At 67.5% G+C, this 19,878-nt stretch carries 17 protein-coding genes; 6 read left to right on the forward strand and 11 right to left on the reverse strand.

Features of this window, described 5'->3' with window-relative positions; translation table 11 throughout:
- Positions 1-51: 51 nt before the first annotated feature.
- Positions 52-1,812, forward strand: coding sequence for a 2-oxoglutarate dehydrogenase, E2 component, dihydrolipoamide succinyltransferase (gene sucB, locus CQ034_RS04270; RefSeq protein ID WP_105710037.1), 1,761 nt, complete (start codon positions 52-54; stop codon positions 1,810-1,812).
- A gap of 13 nt (positions 1,813-1,825) precedes the next feature.
- Here the strand turns inward: sucB and CQ034_RS19710 are convergent, their stop codons facing one another.
- Positions 1,826-3,325, reverse strand: coding sequence for a hypothetical protein (locus tag CQ034_RS19710; RefSeq protein ID WP_258134044.1), 1,500 nt, complete (start codon positions 3,323-3,325; stop codon positions 1,826-1,828).
- A gap of 164 nt (positions 3,326-3,489) precedes the next feature.
- Between CQ034_RS19710 and CQ034_RS04280 the strand changes: the two genes are divergently transcribed.
- Positions 3,490-4,200 carry a DUF4191 domain-containing protein gene (locus CQ034_RS04280; RefSeq protein WP_105710038.1) on the forward strand — a complete coding sequence of 237 codons (711 nt, stop codon included), beginning with the start codon at positions 3,490-3,492 and terminating at the stop codon, positions 4,198-4,200.
- A gap of 60 nt (positions 4,201-4,260) precedes the next feature.
- On the opposite strand, the gene CQ034_RS04285 is transcribed toward CQ034_RS04280, so the two are convergent.
- Positions 4,261-5,448: a RimK family alpha-L-glutamate ligase gene (locus CQ034_RS04285; RefSeq protein WP_029262827.1), complete on the reverse strand. Its 1,188-nt coding sequence runs from the start codon at positions 5,446-5,448 to the stop codon at positions 4,261-4,263.
- Positions 5,449-5,468: 20 nt separating this feature from the next.
- On the opposite strand from CQ034_RS04285, the gene CQ034_RS04290 reads away from it, so the two are divergent.
- The gene (locus CQ034_RS04290; protein WP_029262828.1) at positions 5,469-5,960 is read left to right on the forward strand and encodes a RimK/LysX family protein; all 492 of its coding nucleotides are present in this window, start codon (positions 5,469-5,471) and stop codon (positions 5,958-5,960) included.
- A gap of 9 nt (positions 5,961-5,969) precedes the next feature.
- Here CQ034_RS04290 and CQ034_RS04295 read toward each other — a convergent pair whose 3' ends face one another.
- Positions 5,970-6,398: an RDD family protein gene (locus CQ034_RS04295; protein ID WP_029262829.1), complete on the reverse strand. Its 429-nt coding sequence runs from the start codon at positions 6,396-6,398 to the stop codon at positions 5,970-5,972.
- A 146-nt stretch (positions 6,399-6,544) separates the two neighbouring features.
- On the opposite strand from CQ034_RS04295, the gene glnA reads away from it, so the two are divergent.
- A complete protein-coding gene (glnA, locus tag CQ034_RS04300; protein ID WP_029262830.1) occupies positions 6,545-7,969 on the forward strand; it encodes a type I glutamate--ammonia ligase in 1,425 nt (474 codons plus the stop codon).
- 529 nt (positions 7,970-8,498) lie between these two features.
- On the opposite strand, the gene CQ034_RS04305 is transcribed toward glnA, so the two are convergent.
- The 5 genes from CQ034_RS04305 to CQ034_RS04325 form a co-directional block, all read right to left on the reverse strand.
- Positions 8,499-9,224 (reverse strand): helix-turn-helix domain-containing protein, encoded by a 726-nt coding sequence (locus CQ034_RS04305; protein ID WP_146114794.1) that lies wholly within the window; start codon positions 9,222-9,224, stop codon positions 8,499-8,501.
- 134 nt (positions 9,225-9,358) lie between these two features.
- Positions 9,359-11,662 (reverse strand): arylsulfatase, encoded by a 2,304-nt coding sequence (locus CQ034_RS04310; RefSeq protein ID WP_105710040.1) that lies wholly within the window; start codon positions 11,660-11,662, stop codon positions 9,359-9,361.
- Complete coding sequence (locus CQ034_RS04315) at positions 11,659-12,501, reverse strand: tyrosine-protein phosphatase (protein WP_036303301.1); 843 nt, start codon at positions 12,499-12,501, stop codon at positions 11,659-11,661. The genes CQ034_RS04310 and CQ034_RS04315 overlap by 4 nt, the downstream gene beginning before the upstream one ends.
- Before the next feature lie 28 nt (positions 12,502-12,529).
- Positions 12,530-13,486 (reverse strand): DUF1214 domain-containing protein, encoded by a 957-nt coding sequence (locus CQ034_RS04320; protein WP_105710041.1) that lies wholly within the window; start codon positions 13,484-13,486, stop codon positions 12,530-12,532.
- A 28-nt stretch (positions 13,487-13,514) separates the two neighbouring features.
- Entirely contained in the window at positions 13,515-13,889 is a 375-nt protein-coding gene (locus tag CQ034_RS04325; RefSeq protein ID WP_105710042.1) for an SHOCT domain-containing protein, read from the reverse strand.
- Positions 13,890-14,102: 213 nt separating this feature from the next.
- Between CQ034_RS04325 and CQ034_RS04330 the strand changes: the two genes are divergently transcribed.
- Positions 14,103-15,578, forward strand: coding sequence for a LuxR C-terminal-related transcriptional regulator (locus CQ034_RS04330; protein ID WP_105710043.1), 1,476 nt, complete (start codon positions 14,103-14,105; stop codon positions 15,576-15,578).
- A gap of 94 nt (positions 15,579-15,672) precedes the next feature.
- Here CQ034_RS04330 and CQ034_RS04335 read toward each other — a convergent pair whose 3' ends face one another.
- Positions 15,673-16,287 (reverse strand): hypothetical protein, encoded by a 615-nt coding sequence (locus tag CQ034_RS04335; protein ID WP_146114795.1) that lies wholly within the window; start codon positions 16,285-16,287, stop codon positions 15,673-15,675.
- 286 nt (positions 16,288-16,573) lie between these two features.
- A complete protein-coding gene (locus CQ034_RS19660) occupies positions 16,574-17,395 on the reverse strand; it encodes a helix-turn-helix domain-containing protein (protein ID WP_219860757.1) in 822 nt (273 codons plus the stop codon).
- 371 nt (positions 17,396-17,766) lie between these two features.
- On the opposite strand from CQ034_RS19660, the gene CQ034_RS04345 reads away from it, so the two are divergent.
- On the forward strand, positions 17,767-18,915 hold the full coding sequence (locus tag CQ034_RS04345; RefSeq protein ID WP_105710046.1) for an AI-2E family transporter: 1,149 nt from the start codon (positions 17,767-17,769) through the stop codon (positions 18,913-18,915).
- A 28-nt stretch (positions 18,916-18,943) separates the two neighbouring features.
- On the opposite strand, the gene CQ034_RS04350 is transcribed toward CQ034_RS04345, so the two are convergent.
- Positions 18,944-19,864 (reverse strand): diacylglycerol kinase family protein, encoded by a 921-nt coding sequence (locus CQ034_RS04350; protein ID WP_105710047.1) that lies wholly within the window; start codon positions 19,862-19,864, stop codon positions 18,944-18,946.
- Between the last annotated feature and the right edge of the window lie 14 nt (positions 19,865-19,878).

Here is a 19,878-nt window from a genome sequence, read left to right on the forward strand (position 1 = left end):
GAGTCACTAAGCTAGACAAGCGTCATACAACTTCTTGAAGGAGACTCAGTCATGAGCACATCCGTCGTCCTCCCCGCTCTCGGCGAGAGCGTCACAGAGGGTACGGTCACCCGCTGGCTCAAGCAGGTGGGAGACACCGTGCAGGCGGATGAGGGCCTGCTCGAGATCTCGACCGACAAGGTCGACACCGAGATCCCCTCCCCCGTTTCCGGCGTGATCGAGGAGATCCTCGTGGCCGAAGACGAGACCGTCGAGGTCGGTGCGCTTCTCGCGCGAATCGGCGATGGCAGCGAGTCGGCCCCTGCGGGAGACGCTCCTGCTGCCGCCGAGGCTGCACCCGCTGAAGCCTCGCCCGCCGAGGCCGCGCCCGCGGAATCCGCACCTGCGGGGGCCGCACCTGCCGCTGAGGCCCCCGCACCCGCCGCGGAGACGCCGGCTGCAGAATCCGCTCCCGCCGGCGACGCGACCGACATCGTGCTTCCCGAGCTCGGCGAGAGTGTCACCGAAGGCACCGTGACCCGTTGGCTCAAGCAGGTCGGCGACAGCATCGCCGTCGACGAGGCGCTTCTGGAGATCTCGACCGACAAGGTCGACACCGAGATCCCGTCGCCGGTCGCCGGTGTGCTGCAGGAGATCGTCGCCGGCGAGGACGAGACCGTCGCCGTCGGCGCTGTCCTCGCTCGCGTCGGTTCCGGCGCTGCAGCGGCAGCTGAGGCACCGGCCGCTGCGGCACCTACTGCCGCCCCGGCTCCCGCTCCTGCCGCGGCGCCCGCACCCGCCGCCGCACCGGCACCGGCTGCTGCCGCGGCACCTGCTGCCGCGCCCGCGCCCGCCGCACCGGCACCGGCTGCTGCTCCGGCTCCTGCCGCTGCTGCTCCGGCCGCACAGAAGCTCGCGCTGCCCACCGAGAACGACAACCTGTACGTGACGCCGCTGGTGCGCCGCCTCGCCGCACAGCAGGGCGTGGACCTCGCCTCCGTCACCGGAACCGGTGTGGGTGGCCGCATCCGCAAGGAAGACGTCCTCAAGGCTGCCGAGACCGCCACGGCACCCGCTGCGGCAGCCGCGTCGGCCCCGGCACCGCTCGAGGTGTCTCCGCTGCGTGGCACCACGCAGCCGATGTCGCGCCTGCGCAAGGTTCTGGCGAAGCGTGCCGTCGAGTCCATGCAGCAGACCGCTCAGCTCACCACGGTGGTCGAGGTCGATGTCACGGCTCTGGCCGACTACCGCGACAGCGTGAAGGCGTCGTTCCTCGAGAAGACCGGCGACAAGCTGTCGTTCCTGCCGTTCTTCGCGCTGGCGACCGCGGAGGCGCTGCAGGCGTTCCCGATCGTGAACGCGACCGTCGACGGTGAGAACATCGTGTACCCGGCGAGCGAGAACGTGTCGATCGCGGTCGACACCGAGCGCGGTCTGCTCACGCCTGTGCTGCGCGACGCGGCCTCGAAGAACATCGCGCAGATCGCACATGAGATCGCTGACCTCGCCGCCCGCACGCGTGACAACAAGCTGAAGCCGGACGAGCTCGCCGGAGGAACGTTCACGCTGACCAACACCGGTTCGCGGGGCGCATTGTTCGACACCCCGGTCGTCTTCCTTCCGCAGTCCGCGATCCTCGGCACCGGCACGGTCGTCAAGCGTCCCGGCCTCGTGAAGGTCGGCGGTGCGGATGCCATCGCGATCCGTTCGTACGTGTACCTCGCCCTCTCGTACGACCACCGGATCATCGATGGTGCGGATGCAGCACGGTTCCTGGGTGCGGTGAAGGCCCGCCTCGAGTCGGCGCAGTTCGCCGCTCAGCTCGGCGCCTGACCGATAGAGCACCTCATGGCTGGTCCGCGACGTCATACACGTCGCGGACCAGCCATTTCTCTTCCGTCCGGATGAGGACGACCATCATGTGCGCCGGTTCCCGAGAGTTCACCTCTCCGGCCTCCTCATCGCCATGACCGACCTCGAGCCGCACGACGGCGACGTCCCCGTACTCGTCGACCAGCTCGACGGCGGTCCCCTCCGCAGCCCCGAGCTCTTTCACCACACCGTCAGACCCTGAGGCCACGGCCTCAGGGCACGCGACGTCGGCACGAGCACGGCAGGTCGTGATCGACGTGAGCAGAGCTGCCGCTGCGGCCACAGGATCGGCTCCTCCCGACGAGCTGCTCCTGTCCGGATCTCCACCTGCCCTCGTCTCGTCCGCCGTCCCCTTCTCCGTAGACCCCTCGGATTCCTCGTGCGCCCCGGCGTCCTCCGACGCGGGCGTGGCCGATGGCTCACCCCCCGAGGGTGCCGATGCCGATTCGGCCGCCCGCCGCCCTCCTGCATCAGCAGCCTCGCCCGGCTCGCCACCGTCCGGCCACAGCAGGCCCGCGGCGAGTACGACGACCGCCACGGCTGCCGCCACGATGAACGGACGTCGCCGCGAGTGCGACCGCGTGCCTTGATCCCCTGCCTCACCCGTCCTTCGGCCTCGCCGCCCCTGTACCCCCGCCGCGATCCGCGCGTACGCGACCCGGAAGGACTCCTTCGCGGCGTCGGCGAGCGTCACGGCTGTGGTCGCGATCCCCCGGCTCCTGCGGCGACGATCCGCCCGCAGACGCTGACCGTTCCGCGAAAGGACCGGTTGATGCGCCGTGATCACGCGCGCGACCTCCCTCGCACGCTCCGGCGCATGCGACCCGCGATCGAGAGGTTGTGGAGCAGCGACGCTCAGGAGCTCTTGCTCCCACACATCGAGGAGCCGGCGCGGGATGCGCGGCTGTGTGGCGGCCTTCTCGAGCCCCTTCTCGATCACGCTGAGCGCCCGCGTGAGCACCTTGTCGGTGCTGTCTTCGCCCAGTCGCCGGACGATCTGCGCCGCTCCTTCTCGCGCATCCACCCCTGCTCCGAAGACGAACATCGGCCGTCCGCCGTCGGTCACCCACCATGCTCCGGTGCGTGTCCCCTCCGCACCATCGCCGATCTCGTCGAGACCGCGCAGCAGGCTGATCACGAGGGTGCAGCACTCCCCCGGTTTCAGCACTGCCCCCGTGGCCGATCGACGGACCAGGAGCCCCAGCGCCTGATCCGTGCACCACGGGAGCAGCACATCGTGGCCACCGCCTCGTCGGATGACGTCGATCGGTGCGGCCACATGCTCCGCCCCCGAGTACCGCCATCCGATCCATCCTCCGAGAGCCGAGGCGTCCACCCGCACCGCCACTGCGTCCCCCGAAGTGACCAGTGCGCCCTCGAACGGCCCCTCATCCGCGTCGAGAACCCGAACGACCCGATGCGCGGCCGGAAGAAGGGCCGTCCCCCGAGCGTCATGCGTGCCGATGTCTGTCATTCCTCCATCACAGCCCACCGCACACCGGAATCTGCGTGATCCGGGCCTCACCGAACGGGTTCCGGCCGATGCCGAGAATGTGCAGGAAGAGTGCCGTCACATCCGACTCCGCTTCACGCGAACGGCGACATCACGAGGGCTGCGGACTCGGTAGGCTGGTCCCCATGGCAAAGCGTGCTCCTGAACCCGAAAAGCGTCCTGGGTTCTTCTCCCAGATCAAGTCCCTCTTCCGGTTCACCCGTGAGGCCTACCCGTGGCTTCCGTGGGCTCAGCTCGCGATCCTGGTCGGCGGCGTCCTCATCGGCCTCGTCGCCGGCTACCTGATCCCGCCGTTCCAGATCTGGACGCTCGTCCTCTGGGGCATCACGGGTCTCATGCTCGGCGTCCTCGGCGCGCTGTTCCTCATGACCCGAATGTCGACTTCGGCCATGTACACGAAGATCGACGGCATGCCCGGCGCCACCGGCCACGTGCTCAGCACCAGCCTCGGACGCAGCTGGCAGGCGTCGGAGACGCCCGTCGGCATCAACCCGAAGACGCAGGAGGCGGTGTACCGCACCATCGGTCGCGGTGGCATCGTCGTCGTGGGAGAAGGTGCGCGGGGCCGCCTGACCCGCCTCGTCAACGAGGAGCGCAGCAAAGCCCAGCGCGTCGCGCACGGAGTTCCCGTCACGGTGCTCTACGTCGGGCACGGCGAGGACGAGGTCGCGATCGCCGACCTGGCGAAGACGATCAAGAAGCTCCCGAAGGCCATCGACAAGACCACCATGGCAGCGGTCATCCGCCGCGTGGACTCGGTCTCGCAGTCGCTGTCTTCGCTGCCGATCCCCAAGGGGATCGACCCGACGAAGGTGCGCTCGCAGCGACCTCGTTGAGCCCAGCACTCTGAAACGAAGAGCGCGGCCGTTTTCCTTTGAGGGCGGCCGCGCTCTCGTTCATTCGGAGAGCGGCTGCCGAGGCAGGCGACGGACCTTCGCACGCCGACGACGACGCTCGGGAACCATCGAACGCATCTCGTCGAGCTTGCCGAAGCAGAACAGTCGGTCGTCCGCCTCGAGGACCACGTGCTTGCGCGGGTTCGGGATCACGCTCACGCCGCGGTGGAGCGTGAGGACCGTGATGTCGCGTTCCCAGAGGCCCGCCTCACCCAGAGTCTTGCCGACCAGGTCGACGGCGCCATGCACCATCAGTTCCGCGACGCCGTATCCCGTCGAAACCGTGAGCCGTTGCCGCACATCGATCTCGGGGAACGCGACCTGACCGGCGATGTAGTCGATGATCGCGCCGGCGACATCGAGCTTCGTCGCCGTCTCGATGCCCTGCAGCCCCGGCGAGGAGTTGACCTCCATGACCAGCGGTCCGTCGTCACCTTCGAGCATGTCGACGCCGGCGACCCGCAGCCCCATGATCTGCGCGGAACGGACGGCGGCACGCTCATACACGGGGTCGAGTTCGACGGCCTCGACGGATCCCCCGCGGTGCACGTTCGAGCGGAATTCGTCTCCGGCGGCCGAACGCCGCATCGCGGCCACGACACGGTCACCGACGACGAGAGCCCGGATGTCGCGTCCGCGACTCTCCGAGATGAATTTCTGGATCAGCACGTTCTGCTTGGTGGAGTGCAGCGTCTCGATGATCGCCTCGGCCACCTTCACCTGGGGCGCGAGGATGACTCCGATCCCCTGGGTTCCCTCCAGCAGCTTGATCACGACCGGCGCCCCACCGACGCGCTCGATCGCCGGACGCACGTCTGCGCGATTGCGTACGAACGCCGTCGGCGGCATCGCGATGTTGTGCCGTGACAGGATCTGATTCGCGCGGAGCTTGTCCCGTGCGCTGGAGATCCCGTTCGCGGTGTTCGGCGTGTACACGTCCATCTGCTCGAACTGCCGCACCACGGCGGTGCCGAAGTACGTGATCGAGTTGCCGATGCGGGGCAGGATCGCGTCGTAGTCGCTGAGCTGACGACCCCGATAGTGGAGGTCGGGTTCATCGGCCGTGAGATCGATCGCGAAGCGCAGCGTATTGAGCACCTTGACGTTGTGTCCGCGCTGAAGCGCAGCTGCGCGCAGTCGCTGGGTGGAGTACGCCTGCGGCGCACGGGAGAGCACTGCGATCTTCACGGGGGATTTTTCCTGCCAGGATGTATCAGGTGAGTAGGACTACCCCCCATTCAAACACCCTTACGGGGTGGCGAGAATGGGTGAGCCTGCCCGATCTCGGAGTCGACTGGCTGAAAGCCAAGATCGACACCGGTGCGCGCACCTCCTCACTGCACGCGTTCGACATCGTCGAGTTCGAACAGGACGCCCAGCCCTGGGTCCGTTTCAAGGTCAAACCCTGGCAGGACAGCCAGGAGGACGCCGTGGTCGTCGAGTGCCCGGTCCACGACCGGCGCGCCGTGCGCAGCTCGTCGGGGCACGCACAGGAGCGCCTCGTAGTGGAGTTGTTGATCCGCCTCGTCGACCGCGAAGTGCTCGCCGAGGTGACGCTGAGCAACCGCGACGAGATGGGCTTCCGGATGCTCATCGGAAGAGAAGCGCTGCGACAGGGATTCTCGGTCGACCCGGCACGATCGTTCCTCGGCGGACGCGCACCCCGAGAGGCCCGTCGCCGCAACCGCGGCAAGATCTGAACGCTGCGCTCAGGCGCGGATGAGAACGGTGCCGACGGCCTTGTCATGCAGGCCGCGCTGATCGGCGTCCCAGATCACCGCCGGCACGACCACGACGAGCAGGAGGGTGCGCACGATCGGCCGCCACAGGCCGACCCAGGCACCGTCGCGGCGCACGAGCCGCATTCCGAGGATCCGGTGGCCCGGGCTGCCTCCCGCGGTAGGGATGAAGAGGATCTGCAGCACGGCGAACACCAGCATCGGCGCGAACTGCGTGAGCCCGGCTTCGGTGGGAAGCGCGAACTGGTCGTAGCCGAGGAACGCGGTGGCGATGATGGTCGCGGCGAGGTAATCGATGAGCAGAGCCCCGATGCGGCGGCCCGGCCGGGCGATGCTGCCGGGACCAGACTCCGGGAGTCCGAGTCGCTCACCGGGGTACGTGTTCACAGCATCCGTCACTCCCCCAGCCTACCGAGAGCGAAATGCCGCATCGTCGCCGGGCTCCTGTAACACGCCCGAAACAAAGCGGATACCGTAGAGAAATCCCCCGTCCGTACTCTGCAGAGTGGCCGTGAAGCCATCGATCCGCATTACAGGAGTCGTACATGTTCAAAGATTCGTCCGAGGTACTGACCTACATCAAGGAGAACGACGTCAAGTTCCTTGACATCCGTTTCACCGATCTCCCTGGTGTACAGCAGCACTTCAACATTCCTGCATCGACGGTCGACGAGGCTTTCTTCACCGACGGTCAGCTGTTCGACGGCTCCTCGATCCGCGGTTTCGCGAGCATCCACGAGTCGGACATGCAGCTCATCCCCGACGTCACCACCGCGTACGTCGACCCCTTCCGCGAGGCGAGCACCCTCGTGATGCTGTTCGACATCTACAACCCGCGCACCGGCGAGATCTACTCGAAGGACCCGCGTCAGGTCGCCAAGAAGGCCGAGAAGTACCTGACGTCGACGGGCATCGCCGACACCGCGTTCTTCGCCCCCGAGGCCGAGTTCTACATCTTCGACGACGTCCGCTACAACGTCACCTCGAACTCCAGCTTCTACAGCGTCGACTCGGAAGAGGGCGCCTGGAACACCGGCCGCGAAGAAGAGGGCGGCAACCTCGGCAACAAGACCCCGTACAAGGGCGGCTACTTCCCGGTGAGCCCGGTCGACAAGACCGCTGACCTCCGCGACGACATCACCCTCAAGCTGATCGACGCCGGCTTCATCCTCGAGCGCTCGCACCACGAGGTCGGCACCGGCGGGCAGCAGGAGATCAACTACCGCTTCGACACGATGGTCCACGCGGCGGACGACATCCTGAAGTTCAAGTACATCGTCAAGAACACCGCCGAGGAGTGGGGCAAGGTCGCGACCTTCATGCCCAAGCCCCTCTACGGCGACAACGGCTCAGGAATGCACACGCACCAGTCGCTGTGGAGCGACGGCAAGCCGCTCTTCTACGACGAGGCCGGCTACGGTCAGCTCAGCGACATCGCACGCTGGTACATCGGCGGCATCCTGGCGCACGCGCCGGCCCTGCTCGCCTTCACCAACCCGACGCTGAACAGCTACCACCGTCTGGTGAAGGGCTTCGAGGCTCCGGTCAACCTGGTCTACTCGGCCGGAAACCGCTCCGCCGCGATCCGCATCCCGATCACGGGCTCCAACCCGAAGGCCAAGCGCATCGAGTTCCGCGCGCCCGACGCCTCCGGAAACCCGTACCTCGCCTTCGCCGCGCAGCTGATGGCGGGCCTCGACGGCATCAAGAACCGCATCGAGCCGCACGAGCCGGTCGACAAGGACCTCTACGAGCTTCCGCCCGAGGAGGCCAAGGACATCCCCCAGGTGCCGAACTCGCTGCTCGACTCGCTCGACGCCCTGGCGGCCGACCACCAGTTCCTCCTCGAGGGCGGCGTGTTCACCAAGGAGCTCATCGAGACCTGGATCTCGTACAAGTACGAGAACGAGATCCTGCCGATGGCCCAGCGCCCGCACCCGTTCGAGTACGAGCTGTACTTCGGGGTCTGACGACCGCAGCGCATCGTGAAGAGCCCGCCTCAGCTTCGGCTGAGGCGGGCTCTTCCGCGTACAGTCCCGTACGCGACGCGGTAGCGGGAGTGGATCACGACGTCGCCGACGCGACTGCAAGGACCTCCGGGAACGAGTCCGGCTGGGGGCCGAACATGATTCCCGAAGGTCCTCGCCGCTCCAGCCGGTCACGAAGAGCCGGCGAGCATCACCACGCACATGTTGGGGATACCACGTGCGGGGTGAAGGTGTCGTTCCCCGAGGCGAGGAAAGGAACGCCCGGGGGTGACGTGAGAAGCCATGAGGCTGTATGCGACATGGTTCGCCTTTCGTCACAGATTCGGGTGCTGCTCCATCGCGGCTTCCAGCGGCGGGTGGTGAAGCAGTGTCAGTCTCTCGACACGACATTCCCGACTGAAGAGCGGGAGCGGCATCTGCGACAAAGAGGTCCTCCGTGACAGGAATTGCTCTGTCGCAACTTCCCCTTCGGGCACGCCGAGCCGCGAGACGGCGACGAGCGTGGGAGCGGTCAGTTCCCGCGGGGCGCGCGATGTCCCGCCCTCGTGAGCGCACGTCGCATCGTGACGACGGAGGTGAATCCGGACTCGGCGGCGATGTCCGCCATCGAGGGACCGTGCTTCCCGTCGTCGGATGCGAGCCGGCGCAGACCCTCCGCGACGCGATGACGCTCGATCTCTCTCCGCGGGCTCATGCCCATCGGCTGATAGGCGCGATGCAGTGAACTGGCACTCACGGCGAGATCTCGGCACAGCACCTCGACGGTCAGGGCGGGGTCGCGAAACCGCTCGGAGATGAGCGTCTGCGCGGCGAGGAACAGGCCATCTCGGTGAACAGGATCAGTGCGGGACCGGGACGAATGCTCATAGGCCGCAGCGGCGGCCAGATGCTCCATCGCGATCCGAGAGTGGATGGAGGGCTTCACCCCGGACCGGTTCGCATCGAGCGATGTGTTGGCCACAGAGGTCATGGCGAGGAGGGACTCTCGCGTGATCGACCGCGGCTCTCCCATCAGGCGGCGATACTCCCGCCCCCGCAGGATGCTGTCGCGGAAGAACCAGCCGTAGCGCGCCCACGGTTTCGGCGAGTGGGCGTGGAGTGCGGAGTCGCCGTCGAGCAGGATGATCTGCCCCGCCTCGATCTGCACGGTGCTGCCGTCCACCGTCACCTCGGCGATTCCCTCCACGATCGCCGCCACGTGAACGATGCCCGCGCGGCTGTGGAGCGCAGTACTCATCCCTCCGCTCCACAGCCGCGCGAACCCGAAGTCATCGGTGGCCGTCTCGTCGTACTCGTAGACCTGCGGTCGAGCGTCGTAACTCCACCCGTGCCTGAGGCTCTGCTTCAGTACCTCCACCTCGACCGCCGGTGTCAGCTCGTGTAGATCACGTCGACCGCGTGGATCTCACCGGTGAAGGCGAACGGCGCACGGTCGAAGTAGTCGAGCGAGACGGAACCACCCAGGCACACGCCGATGTCGAGACAGTCGTTGGCGGTGAACAGCAGCGGGACGCTGACGGGCACGGTGCCGGTCGCGATCTGCCGGCCGTCGAGCGAGATGTCGATGCGCAGCGGTCCAGCCGGCCGCGCTTCGACGTAGCCGGTCTCCACGACGATCTCCGCGCGCCCCACGGGTAAGCGCTCCGCGGACCGGATCTTGGTGCGGTGCACGATGAACGTGTTGTACTCGTAGCAGAGGTAGCCGTCGTCCAGGTAGCACGTGAGGCCTCCTCCGGCGCCACCCAGCGCGTAGAGCACTCCCTCGGCGTTCTCCGGCAGCGATGCGTCGATCGTCACCCTGTTCGCGCGGTTCCCGAGCGCCGGTGCGATGAACTCCGGCATCCGTCGCAGGTCGCCGGTGAAGCTCCAGCTCCGGTACGGCGTCGAGATGCGGAACTCGGGGTGGTAAATCGGCACCCAGAGGCCACCGCCGACCGGATAGACGCTGTTCTTCGCCGCCTCGATGGCGAACAGCTCCTTGAGCTGGGCGAGCTTGTCGGGATGCTCGTCTGCGAGGTCATGAGCCTGCGTCCAGTCCTCGTCGAGGTGATACAGCTCCCAGGCATCCTGGTCTGGGCTCCAGTCGGCGATCCCCTCCGGCAGTCCGGGAACCCAGGGGGCTCGGGGACCGAAGGCCGACGCCATCCACCCGTCGTGATAGATGGCCCGGCTGCCGAGGATCTCGAAGTACTGGGTGACGTGCGTCTCCTCGGCCTCCGGGTCCGTGAGCGCCGCGGCGAAGCTGGATCCGTCGATCGGATCCTGGTGCACGCCGCGGACCTCGCGAGGCGGAGTGATCCCGATCAGGTCGTAGAGGGTGGGGACCACGTCCGTGCAGTGCACGAACTGCGACCGCGGCGTGGAGTCCGGGGTGATCCGCGCCGGCCAGCGCACCGCCAACGGATTGCGTGTGCCACCGAGGTGGGAGGCGAGCAGCTTCATACCCTTGTACGGGGTGCTGCCCGCCCAAGCCCATCCCGCGTGGTACATGTTGTCGGCCTTGGCCGTGCCGAGAGCGTCCAGGCCGCCCATCTCGTTCATCGCCTGGATGTGCATCTGCACGGTCGACGGGATGCCGTTCTGGGCGAGCAGTTCGCTGATCGTGCCGTTCTGCCCCTCACCGGACGACCCGTTGTCTCCCCAGATGTACATGATCAGGGTGTTGTCCCCGTATCCGAGCGCCTCGATCTCGTCGATGACGCGTCCCGCCTGCACGTCGGCGTGCTCGCCGAAACCGGCGGCGATCTCCATCAACCGGGTCTGGAACTCCCGTTCGTCTTCGGGGATGTCATCCCACGCGGGCATCCGCGCGTCCCGCTCGGTCAGCTCCGCCGATTCGGGGATCCAGTTCTTCGCCTTGGCACGCGCGAAGACCCGCTCGCGGTATTCGTCCCAGCCGCCGTCGAATCGCCCGGAGTATTTGTCCGCCCACTCCTTCATGATGTGATGCGGGCCGTGCATCGCGCCGGACGCCCAGTACAGGAAGAACGGCTTGTCCGGAGCCAGCGCCTTGTGGTCGCGGAGCCAGCCGATGGCATCGTCGGCGAGATCCTCACTGAGGTGGTATCCCTCGGCGGCGGTCTTCGGCGGCAGGACGCTCGTGGTGTTCCTCACGAGGTGGGGCTCGTACTGCGACGCTTCACCCGCGAGGAAGCCGTAGAAGTACTCGAATCCGATGTTGGAGGGCCAGTTGTGGAACGGCCCGGTGGCTCCCGTCTCGATCGCGGGCGTGTTGTGCCATTTGCCGAACGCGGCGGTCGAGTACCCGTAGTCCTTCAACACCTCGGCGCCGAGCGCACTGGAGCGCGGGATCTCGCCCGCGTACCCATCCCAGTCGTTCGCCAGCTCGGCGATCTGTCCGTTCCCGATCCGATGGTGATTGCGACCGGAGAGCAGAGACGCCCGCGTCGGCGAACACATCGCGGTCGTGTGGAACCTGTTGAAGCCGACTCCCTCGTCGATCACGCGGGACAGTGTGTCGGTGCGCACCTCACCGCCGAAGGTGTCCGGAAGACCAGGTCCGGCATCGTCGATCAGGACGATGAGGATGTTCGGCGCGTCATCGGGAAGCCGCGACGGAGCCGCCCTCTGGCCGTACACCGATTCCTGCATCGTGCGACCCGCGATGCTCGCGGACGGGGTCGGCGGGAACGGGAGGACGTCTTGCGGGTTCATGAGGAGTACCTTTCGGGGGTCGACGGCTGCGCCTCGCCGTCATGGAGGACGAGACGCCGACGCAGCGCGACGAGATCAGCGGGGTCGAGACCGAGCCCATCCACGGCGTAGCCCTCGATCCCTCCGAACCTCGTGTGCGCCTCGTCGATCGCTGCGTCGAGATACTCAGCACGCACGCCGAGGACGGGAAGGAGCAATCTCGTGTCCACCCCCTTCGCCGCGGCGGCCGCGAGAAGCGGCTGCAGAGCGGGCAGCAGGTCGGTGTTGGTCTCGAGATAGTCGGCACGCACGTCGCCCTCGCTGACGCCGAGCAGCAGAAGCAGCGAAGCCGCCGCCCACCCCGTGCGATCCTTGCCCGTCGTGCAGTGGAACAGCGCCCCACCGCGACGAGCCGGATCGATGAGGTCGAGGTAGAACGCCCTGTAGGCCGCGAGTGCGGACGGGAGACTCACGATGTTCCGGTAGGAATCCCGCATCAGCTCGACGCCGCGCCCGTCTCCGAGCGTCGCAGCGAGCCCGACCGGGTCACTGGCGAGTTGGCCGACGCCCGCCGCGACATCCGTGGTGCTGTCGGCCAGCACATCCAGCCCGACGAGCCGCACGCCGTCGGGCAACCGATCGGGTGACGCGCCGCGCTCGCCGACCGTACGGAGGTCATAGACGGTCGTGATGCCCAGCCCGAGGAAGGCCTCGACGTCATCGCCTTCCAGCCGAGCGAGTGTGGCCGAGCGATAGACGGCACCGGACCGGAGGACTCCCCCGGCTGCGCGCAGCCCGCCGAGATCACGCAGGTTCGGGGCGCTGCGCAGGGGAATGCGGCGGGTGATCGGAATGCTCATCGACTCTTCTCCTGTTCTTCGACCGTCGTCAACGTTCGTCGGTCGGAATCGGCTCAGGGCGCGGCGGGACCCAGCTGCCATCGAGGACCGACTGCTGCGGACGATAGAGCCGCAGTGTGTAGTTCCAACCCGGCATGATGGGCAACGCGTTCGAGTGGCCCACCGGGTCAGCGCCGAAGTGGATGGTCACTCCGCCGTCGTCGTCTGCGACCGCCGTCAGACTGTTGATGCTGTTCACCCCGAGAGTGTTCTGCTCGAAGTAGCCGGCGGCGTTGTAGAGCGACACCGACCAGAAAGCGTCGACCGGCACGTCTTCGAGCCGCAGCCGGTAGTCAGCCACCGGCAGCCCCTCATCGATGCTGATGTAGGTGGCCTCATATTCGGGAAGGCCGCCCCAGCCGCCGGCGGTGCCGAGCAGGTGCATGACCGGATCGACCTCCGCCGGCGTTCCGAAGGCGTGGTCGTAGGTGGCGACGCCGCGTCCCAGGGTGCGGAGCGCGTCGCGGGTCTCTGCTTGCGACGCTTCGTCGTACTCCGGCAGCGGGAACGCCCCCACGCCGCCACCCTCCAAGACGATCGCATCCTGGAGACGGTTCACTTCCAGGACGTCGATGGCATCGTTCGGGTCGACCAGGATGCGCACCAGGATCACCGCGTAGTCGGTCCCGATCGCGTCGCGGGTGAGCACGTGGGGACCGGCATCCCGCAGCAACAGTGGACCGTAGTGGTCCTGACTCACGACGAACGCGGAGATGTAGCGACCCGCGGTGTCCGGCAGTGTAAGGGTGACATCTTCGCGCACATCGATGACGGCGCTGCTGTAGAGGGTGTCGCGGTTCTGCCGGATGATCGGCTGATCATCGAGAGACTTCAGGCCGCGGCTGTGATTCCACGCTCCGAGTCCGACCCCGGCCGCGAGGCGGGAGAACATGAGGTCGGACTCGGCGCGAGCGAAGCTGCGAACGGTCACTTTCGTTGCGGGCATGAGCTTCCCTGCTGTCGATGTCAACGGATCAGGCGAGAGCCTTGGCCTTGAGCCGGTCGAACTCCTCGGAGCTGATCGCGCCCGCATCACGGAGTCGGGCCGCGGCCTCGATCTCCTCGGTCGCCGTCTTGCCTGCGACCTCCCGGATGTAGGACTCGGTCGCCTCCGCCGATTCACGCGCCGCCGTGCTGCTCCGCTCGGCCATCCCCTGGCCGCGCGCGATGAGGTAGACCAGGACGGTCAGGAACGGCAGGAAGATCAGGAAGACGACCCACACCGCCTTCCACCACCCGTTCAGGCCGCGATCGCGGAACAGGTCCGCGATGATGGCGAAGAGCGCGAACAGGTAGCCGATGAAGACGGTCGCCCACAGCATCCAGCCGAGCGTTTCCCAGAAGAGCATGTCTGTTGATTCCGTTCTCCCGCCGGAGCGCATTCGCGTCCCGCGAGGATGAAGAGCAGTGTCGGGTGCCCGTTCTGCGGTCTGGCCGAAGACACGAGCGTCGCTGAAATTCTGGCCAGTCCCGCCCCCTCGGAATGCGCTTCTCATCCGCGCCGGATGAGAGCCGGGGTCATCCGCCGCCCCCGCCTCTCCCGGCGCCGATATCGTTGACGCGTGATCGACGCCGTCCGCGAGGACATCTCCCCCACTGATCCGGAGCTCGCCCGTACGGCTCTGCGCCGGAACTGGCTCCGCCTCATCCTCGAGTCCCGGACCCGCGAACTCGAGCAGCTCTGTCTCGCTCAGCCGGACCCGCACGACGCGCACGTTCTCCTGATCCGCGCGTGCTGCCGCGACCTGCTCGGCGACTCGCACGGTGCGACATTCCTGCGCGGTCAGGGGTTGAGCGTCGCCGCAGAGGACTTCGTCGTCTGCTTCACCGAGCTTCTTCTCGCGACGGATGCTTCCGCCAAGGCCGTCGCCGCGGACCGCGCCCGGGACGCCCTCACCCGATGCGGCCCGGAGGACGACTATCCCTCCGCGCTCTTCCTGCTGGGGTGGACCGAGGTCCGACTCCGGCGGGACCTCGGCGAGGCCATCGCACTGCTCCGCTCCGCAGCGGACGAGGCGCGTCTGCACGACCGAGACGAGACCTTCCGGCTCGCCCAGTCGAACCTCGCCTTCGCGCTGACCCACGCCGGGCTCTTCGCAGAGGCCGAGCAGACCCTCGATGCGCTCCCGGTCGCGGCGGCACCGTCCGATTGGGACGTCTTCGAAGGCGGTCTCCCCCAGGCGAATCGTGGAACCATCGCCTACTGGCGCGGGGACTACGACGAGGCGATCCGCCACCTGGATCCTGCGGTCGCCGATACCGCTCCCGGCCACAACTTCGAAGCCCTCGCCCGCCTCTACCTGGTGATGAGCCTCGTCGCGTTGAAGCGTGACGACCGCTACTACGCGGCATCCGAGCTGATCCGTGGCGTAAGCAGGGCCGACAAGCACGGCATTCCGTGGGACACGCTACGGCGGGTGGTTTCCGCGCTGCTCGCGCATGCGGAGGGGCATGACCAGCGCGCGCGAACCATCGCGGCGCCCGCGCTCACACGACCCGGTGCCGCGGTGGCGCACGCAGTGCTCGCCGAGCTCTACCGGGTCCTCGATGAGCCAGCGCTCGCGGCTCAGGCGCTGCGGTTGGCGTCGGCGGGCGCCCTGCCCCGGTACGCACGTGTGAGCACGCTGATCACCTCCGCCGCGCTGCGGTCTGCGGCCGGTCGCGGGCCGGAAGCACACGAGCTCCTGGACCGAGCGCTGGAGGCCGCCTCGTCGGAGCGGATCCTCGCCCCGTTCCTTTCGGACGACCCGCTGATCGGTGACCTCCTCAGCGCGCACGCGCATCGGGGATCACGTCATGATCCCTTCCTCGCCGTCGTCCTGGAGCGACGAGGACAACTGTCGCGACGCCTCGCCGGTGTGCTCACGCCGCGGGAGAGCGAGGTTCTCGGGTGCCTGCGCACGACGATGACGGCCGAGGAGATCGCCGCGCACCTCGGTGTGGCCTACCCGACCGTCAAGACGCACATCCGCTCGGTCTACCGGAAGCTCGGTGTGACCACCCGACGCGAGGCCGTGCGCTCGACGCTTGCCCGATGATGTGCACAGCCCGGTGGGAGAAGACGCGCACGACGAAGCGCCCGCCGGTCATCCCGGCGGGCGCTTCTCCGATCACAACGTCGATACGCGGTAGTTACGGCACCTTCGAGCCGGAGGTCTTCTCGCTGAGGAAGTCCGACGAGAGCGTGGTATTCACGTACGTGTCGACGAGCGCACCCCCTGCGGACGGCAGGAGCCAGAGCACCGGCAGCTGCACGAGGTTCTCCGCGCCGTTCAGCACACCGCTGTAGGTGTAGGTCACGCTCCCCGAGGTGCCGTCGGCCGGAAGCGATCCGACGCGGGTCCATCCGTGGAGGTTCTGCTCCTGGAGGCGGTAGCTGCCCGGGTCGGTCACGCCGTTACCGGCACCCCACGCGACGGTGACGGTGGCGGTCCCCGACGTGAACTTGCCCGCCGGCTCCATGTCGCCGGTGGTGCCGTCGAAAGCGTTGAAGCCGAGGGTCTGCCCCGTGTTCACCTGCACGCGGTTCGGCTGCGTGGCCGTCCAGGTCTGGACCGAGGTGCCGCCCTGCCACGACGAGAGCCCCCCTCCAGGGGCCGGCTGCGGCTGGGGGTCGGGCGTGTTCTCGCTCGCGGCGGCGAGCGGGGTGGCGACGGCTACCGCGATGACCGGTGCCGACCAGGCCGCCGCCTTGATCACGGTGCGGCGGTCGAAGCCGGCACCGCGCTGGTTCTCGTTCTCATTCATCTCGATGTTCTCCTTGGGGGTCGGCACAGTCCACTCGGGTGACCGGTGTCACGACGTCTCGCCGCGTGGCACTGGCCACGCGGAGCTTCGACGCATCGGCACACTCGCTGGACCCATGTGGATCGCGCGGCGGGTTCCGCGCTCGTGCGGCAGCCGCGAATGGGAGTACGGCCGGCCATCCGTCATGCTGGCAGCGGGGACGACCGGCACTTCCCGTCCGGCACGCACATGTCGCTTTCTCGACCAGGGGTGTCGCGCTGGGTATGACGCGCACCGCCGACGGGGGTCATCCCTCTCGTCGCCGTCGGACCTCCAACGGGGCACGCCGCCCCTCGTGCGCCATCGCCCGCGCCAGGCTCGACCCGCCGGAGAGGCCGGAGTACCGACCGATCTCCTCGATGCTCAGGCGGTCGTACGCGGGATCCGTGAGCAGACCGATCGCATGCTCGACGCGCGATCGGCGGATCTCCCGTTCCACCGTCGTACCCTGTGCCCGGAACGCACGTTGCAGCTGACGCAGGGAAAGCCGGAGCTGCTCGGCGACGCCGCGCGGCGACAGCAAAGGATCTGACGCCTGCGCGGTGATCAGGTTCAGGGCATCGCGATGATGATCGGGCGGAAGGCCGGCCGCCGCGGCACGGGTGGCCTCGACAGCCACGCCCAGCACCATCTCCTGCAGGAGACGCTCGAGGTAGTAGTTCCCGAAGGCGCTCACCGGATCGGCGTCCACGACGGCCGCCCGCTCGGCGAACGCGACCGCCGGGTCGAGCAGTGACGTCGACGGTGACACGGGCCGGATCTCGCCCGGCGCCGGCGCCGCGAACCCGGCGAGCACCTCCGCGGGCAGGACGATCGAGAGCAGACGCAGTCGCTTCAGCGGCGAAGTCAGAACGGTCGCATCGTGGTTGAGCAGAAAAGCATCGTTCTCCGCCAGTCGCACCGTTCCGGACGGGGAGCCGATGTCGATGCTGCCGGAGCGGACACTGTGCAGTCCGATCAGTCCCGGCACGCGGTCGAGCCTCGAACGCGCGTCATCGCGCCCCGCCACGAACTCGCGGATGCGCACGCTCCCGAACATGGCCAGCGTGCGCGCTCTCGTCACGGGCACGACACGACTCCCGATCGCGCTCGACAGACGCCCAGCGCCGGGAAGGGCGACGGGCGGTTCTCTCCGGCCACCTCAGCGGCGTCGCGAGAGAGTCAGCGTGTGCTTCCCCCTGAGCGCACGTGGCGCGTCGGGTTCGAACGTCGACGAACGGTCGACTTCTCTCGGTGAAACGCGTCCCCACAGCACAATGAAACCCTCCCCATGCGGTTCCCCACCGCAGCCCGGCCCCCCGGGTACGGGGCCCTCGATCCCACCATATCGGTCCGGCAGCCGTGCCGAGGCGACCGACTACGCCGCCGCGCGGACTCTGCGCTTGACCGCCGGGCACACGAATGATCAACTGGTGAGTCTGACCATCGACCGGGGGAACCATGCGCCGTAGAAGAGTGATCGCGAAGGCCGAACCGCGCACACCTGTGGAAGCCGCGCCGTCACAGCCGTCGAACGCGGTGGCCGCATATGCGCGCACGAACCCGTTCATGTTCGGTCTGCTCGGTGCGCTCGGGGTCCTGGTCGCGTTGGCAGTCGGCAGCATCATCGGTCAGCTCGCGACCGTGCTCGTCTACATCGGCGTGGCGATCTTCCTCGCCCTCGGACTGGACCCGATCGTCACGTTCATCGAGAAGAAACTCCCGCGCCCGGCCGCTGTCACCATCGTCGTCGCCGGTGTGGTCCTCGCCTTCGCGGGAATCATCCTCGCCATCGTCCCGATCCTCGTCGAGCAGATCAGCAACCTGATCAAGGACGGCCCGCAGATGGTCGAGGACTTCATGGCCAGCGCCTGGTACAAAGACGTCAGCGGCCAGTTCGGCTCGAGCATCAAGGATGCCGTCCAGGGCATCCTTGACTTCGTCGGAGACCCGGACAACTTCCTCGACATCGGCGGCGGCGTGTTCGCGGTCGGCGCGGGGATCGCCGGTGGGTTCACCGGCATCACGATCGTCCTGATCCTGACGCTGTACTTCATGGCGTCCCTGCGGAGCATGAAGCATGTGGCCGCGCGCTTCGTCCCCGCCTACCAGCGGGGAACCTTCAGCGGCCTGCTCGAAGACGTCTCCGGCGCGGTCGGGCGCTATGTGATCGGGCAGGCGAGCTTGGCGCTCATCAACGGCGTCCTGAGCCTGATCTTCCTCAGCATCATCGGGGCGCCGGTCCCCGCGCTACTCGCCCTCATCGCCTTCATCGGATCCATGATCCCTTTGGTGGGAACGCTGACGGCATCGATCATCAACTCGCTGATCTGCCTCTTCGTCTCGCCGCTGACCGCACTGATCGCGATCATCTACTACCTGATCTACATGCAGATCGAGGCATATGTGCTCTCGCCGCGCATCATGAGCAAGGCCGTCGCGGTTCCCGGGGCGCTGGTGGTCATCGCCGCGGTCGCCGGTGGCGCACTGGGCGGCATCCTCGGAGCACTCGTCGCCATCCCGGTCGCCGCGAGCATCATCATCATCGTGCAGAAGGTGACGTTCCCCGCTCAGGACCGGAAGATCGTGCCCCCGGTCACCGCCGCCTGACCCGCGCCGTCCGCCGGCCGAACACCTTTCAGCGTACGAGCAGAGCGCCGGCTTCCACGCGCACCTCGAATGCGGAGAGCTCGCCCATCTCCTCACCGTCGATCTCGAACATGAGAGGCGTCTTCAACTGAACCGAGATGTTCTCGACGGGCAGGTGGCGCGCGGAATCGGTGCTGACCGCCTCATCGGTCGCACCGAAGATCCGTCGGATGCCGTTGTCCCAGACGAAGGAGCGCAGGGTGTCCAACCACTGCAGGGCGCCGTCGGCACTGATCATGAGCACATCGAGCTTGCCGTCGTCGAGAACGGCATCGGGGAGCAGGCGGATGCCGCCCTGCACCATTCCGCAGTTGCCGATGAGCATGGTGTGCCCGCGCACCGCCACGGCCTTCTCCCCGTCGATGGCGAGGGTGATGTCGGTCATCTCGGTCCCGGCCAGGGCACGACCCATCGCCTCGACGTAGGCCAGCCAGCCGGCCTTCGACTTGAGGTCGTCGTCGGTTTCGACCAGCATCTGCGCGTCGATCCCGAACCCGACCATGACGGCGAACGCGTGCTCGGTGCCGTCGTACGACACCCAACCGAGATCGATGCGACGCGGCTCCGCGTCCCGAACCCTCTGGAGGGCTGCGGCGACGTTGTTCAGCGGCACTTCGAGATTGCGGGCGAGGAGGTTGCCGGTGCCCTGCGGAACGATCCCGAGGGCGGTCTCCGAACCCGCCAGCGACTCGGCGACCGCGCGGACGGTGCCGTCTCCCCCGACGGCGATCACGATGCCCCGGCCGTCTTCACGAGCCTCCCGGGCCATGCCGCGGCCCGGGTCCTCCGGCGTCGTCTCCCACCAACGGATGTCGTACTGCTCGTCGAACACGTCGCTCACCGCGTCCTGCAGAACGTTCTGATCGACCTTCGAGGGGTTCCAGACGATTCCGATGCGCGTAGGGGTCATATCGTCAGCTTGGG

The sequence above is a fragment of the Microbacterium sp. MYb45 genome, assembly GCF_002979655.1.
GTDB lineage: Bacteria > Actinomycetota > Actinomycetes > Actinomycetales > Microbacteriaceae > Microbacterium.

Coding starts and splice junctions, on each gene's coding strand:
- glnA (WP_029262830.1), top strand. CDS start 6,545: ATGTTCAAAGATTCGTCCGAGGTACTGACCTACATCAAGGAGAACGAC.
- CQ034_RS04290 (WP_029262828.1), top strand. CDS start 5,469: ATGTATCAGGTGAGTAGGACTACCCCCCATTCAAACACCCTTACGGGG.
- CQ034_RS04325 (WP_105710042.1), bottom strand. CDS start 13,889: ATGCTCTTCTGGGAAACGCTCGGCTGGATGCTGTGGGCGACCGTCTTC.
- sucB (WP_105710037.1), top strand. CDS start 52: ATGAGCACATCCGTCGTCCTCCCCGCTCTCGGCGAGAGCGTCACAGAG.
- CQ034_RS04320 (WP_105710041.1), bottom strand. CDS start 13,486: ATGCCCGCAACGAAAGTGACCGTTCGCAGCTTCGCTCGCGCCGAGTCC.
- CQ034_RS04310 (WP_105710040.1), bottom strand. CDS start 11,662: ATGAACCCGCAAGACGTCCTCCCGTTCCCGCCGACCCCGTCCGCGAGC.
- CQ034_RS04350 (WP_105710047.1), bottom strand. CDS start 19,864: ATGACCCCTACGCGCATCGGAATCGTCTGGAACCCCTCGAAGGTCGAT.
- CQ034_RS04280 (WP_105710038.1), top strand. CDS start 3,490: ATGGCAAAGCGTGCTCCTGAACCCGAAAAGCGTCCTGGGTTCTTCTCC.
- CQ034_RS04315 (WP_036303301.1), bottom strand. CDS start 12,501: ATGAGCATTCCGATCACCCGCCGCATTCCCCTGCGCAGCGCCCCGAAC.
- CQ034_RS19710 (WP_258134044.1), bottom strand. CDS start 3,325: ATGACAGACATCGGCACGCATGACGCTCGGGGGACGGCCCTTCTTCCG.
- CQ034_RS04345 (WP_105710046.1), top strand. CDS start 17,767: ATGCGCCGTAGAAGAGTGATCGCGAAGGCCGAACCGCGCACACCTGTG.
- CQ034_RS04305 (WP_146114794.1), bottom strand. CDS start 9,224: ATGAGTACTGCGCTCCACAGCCGCGCGGGCATCGTTCACGTGGCGGCG.
- CQ034_RS04335 (WP_146114795.1), bottom strand. CDS start 16,287: ATGAATGAGAACGAGAACCAGCGCGGTGCCGGCTTCGACCGCCGCACC.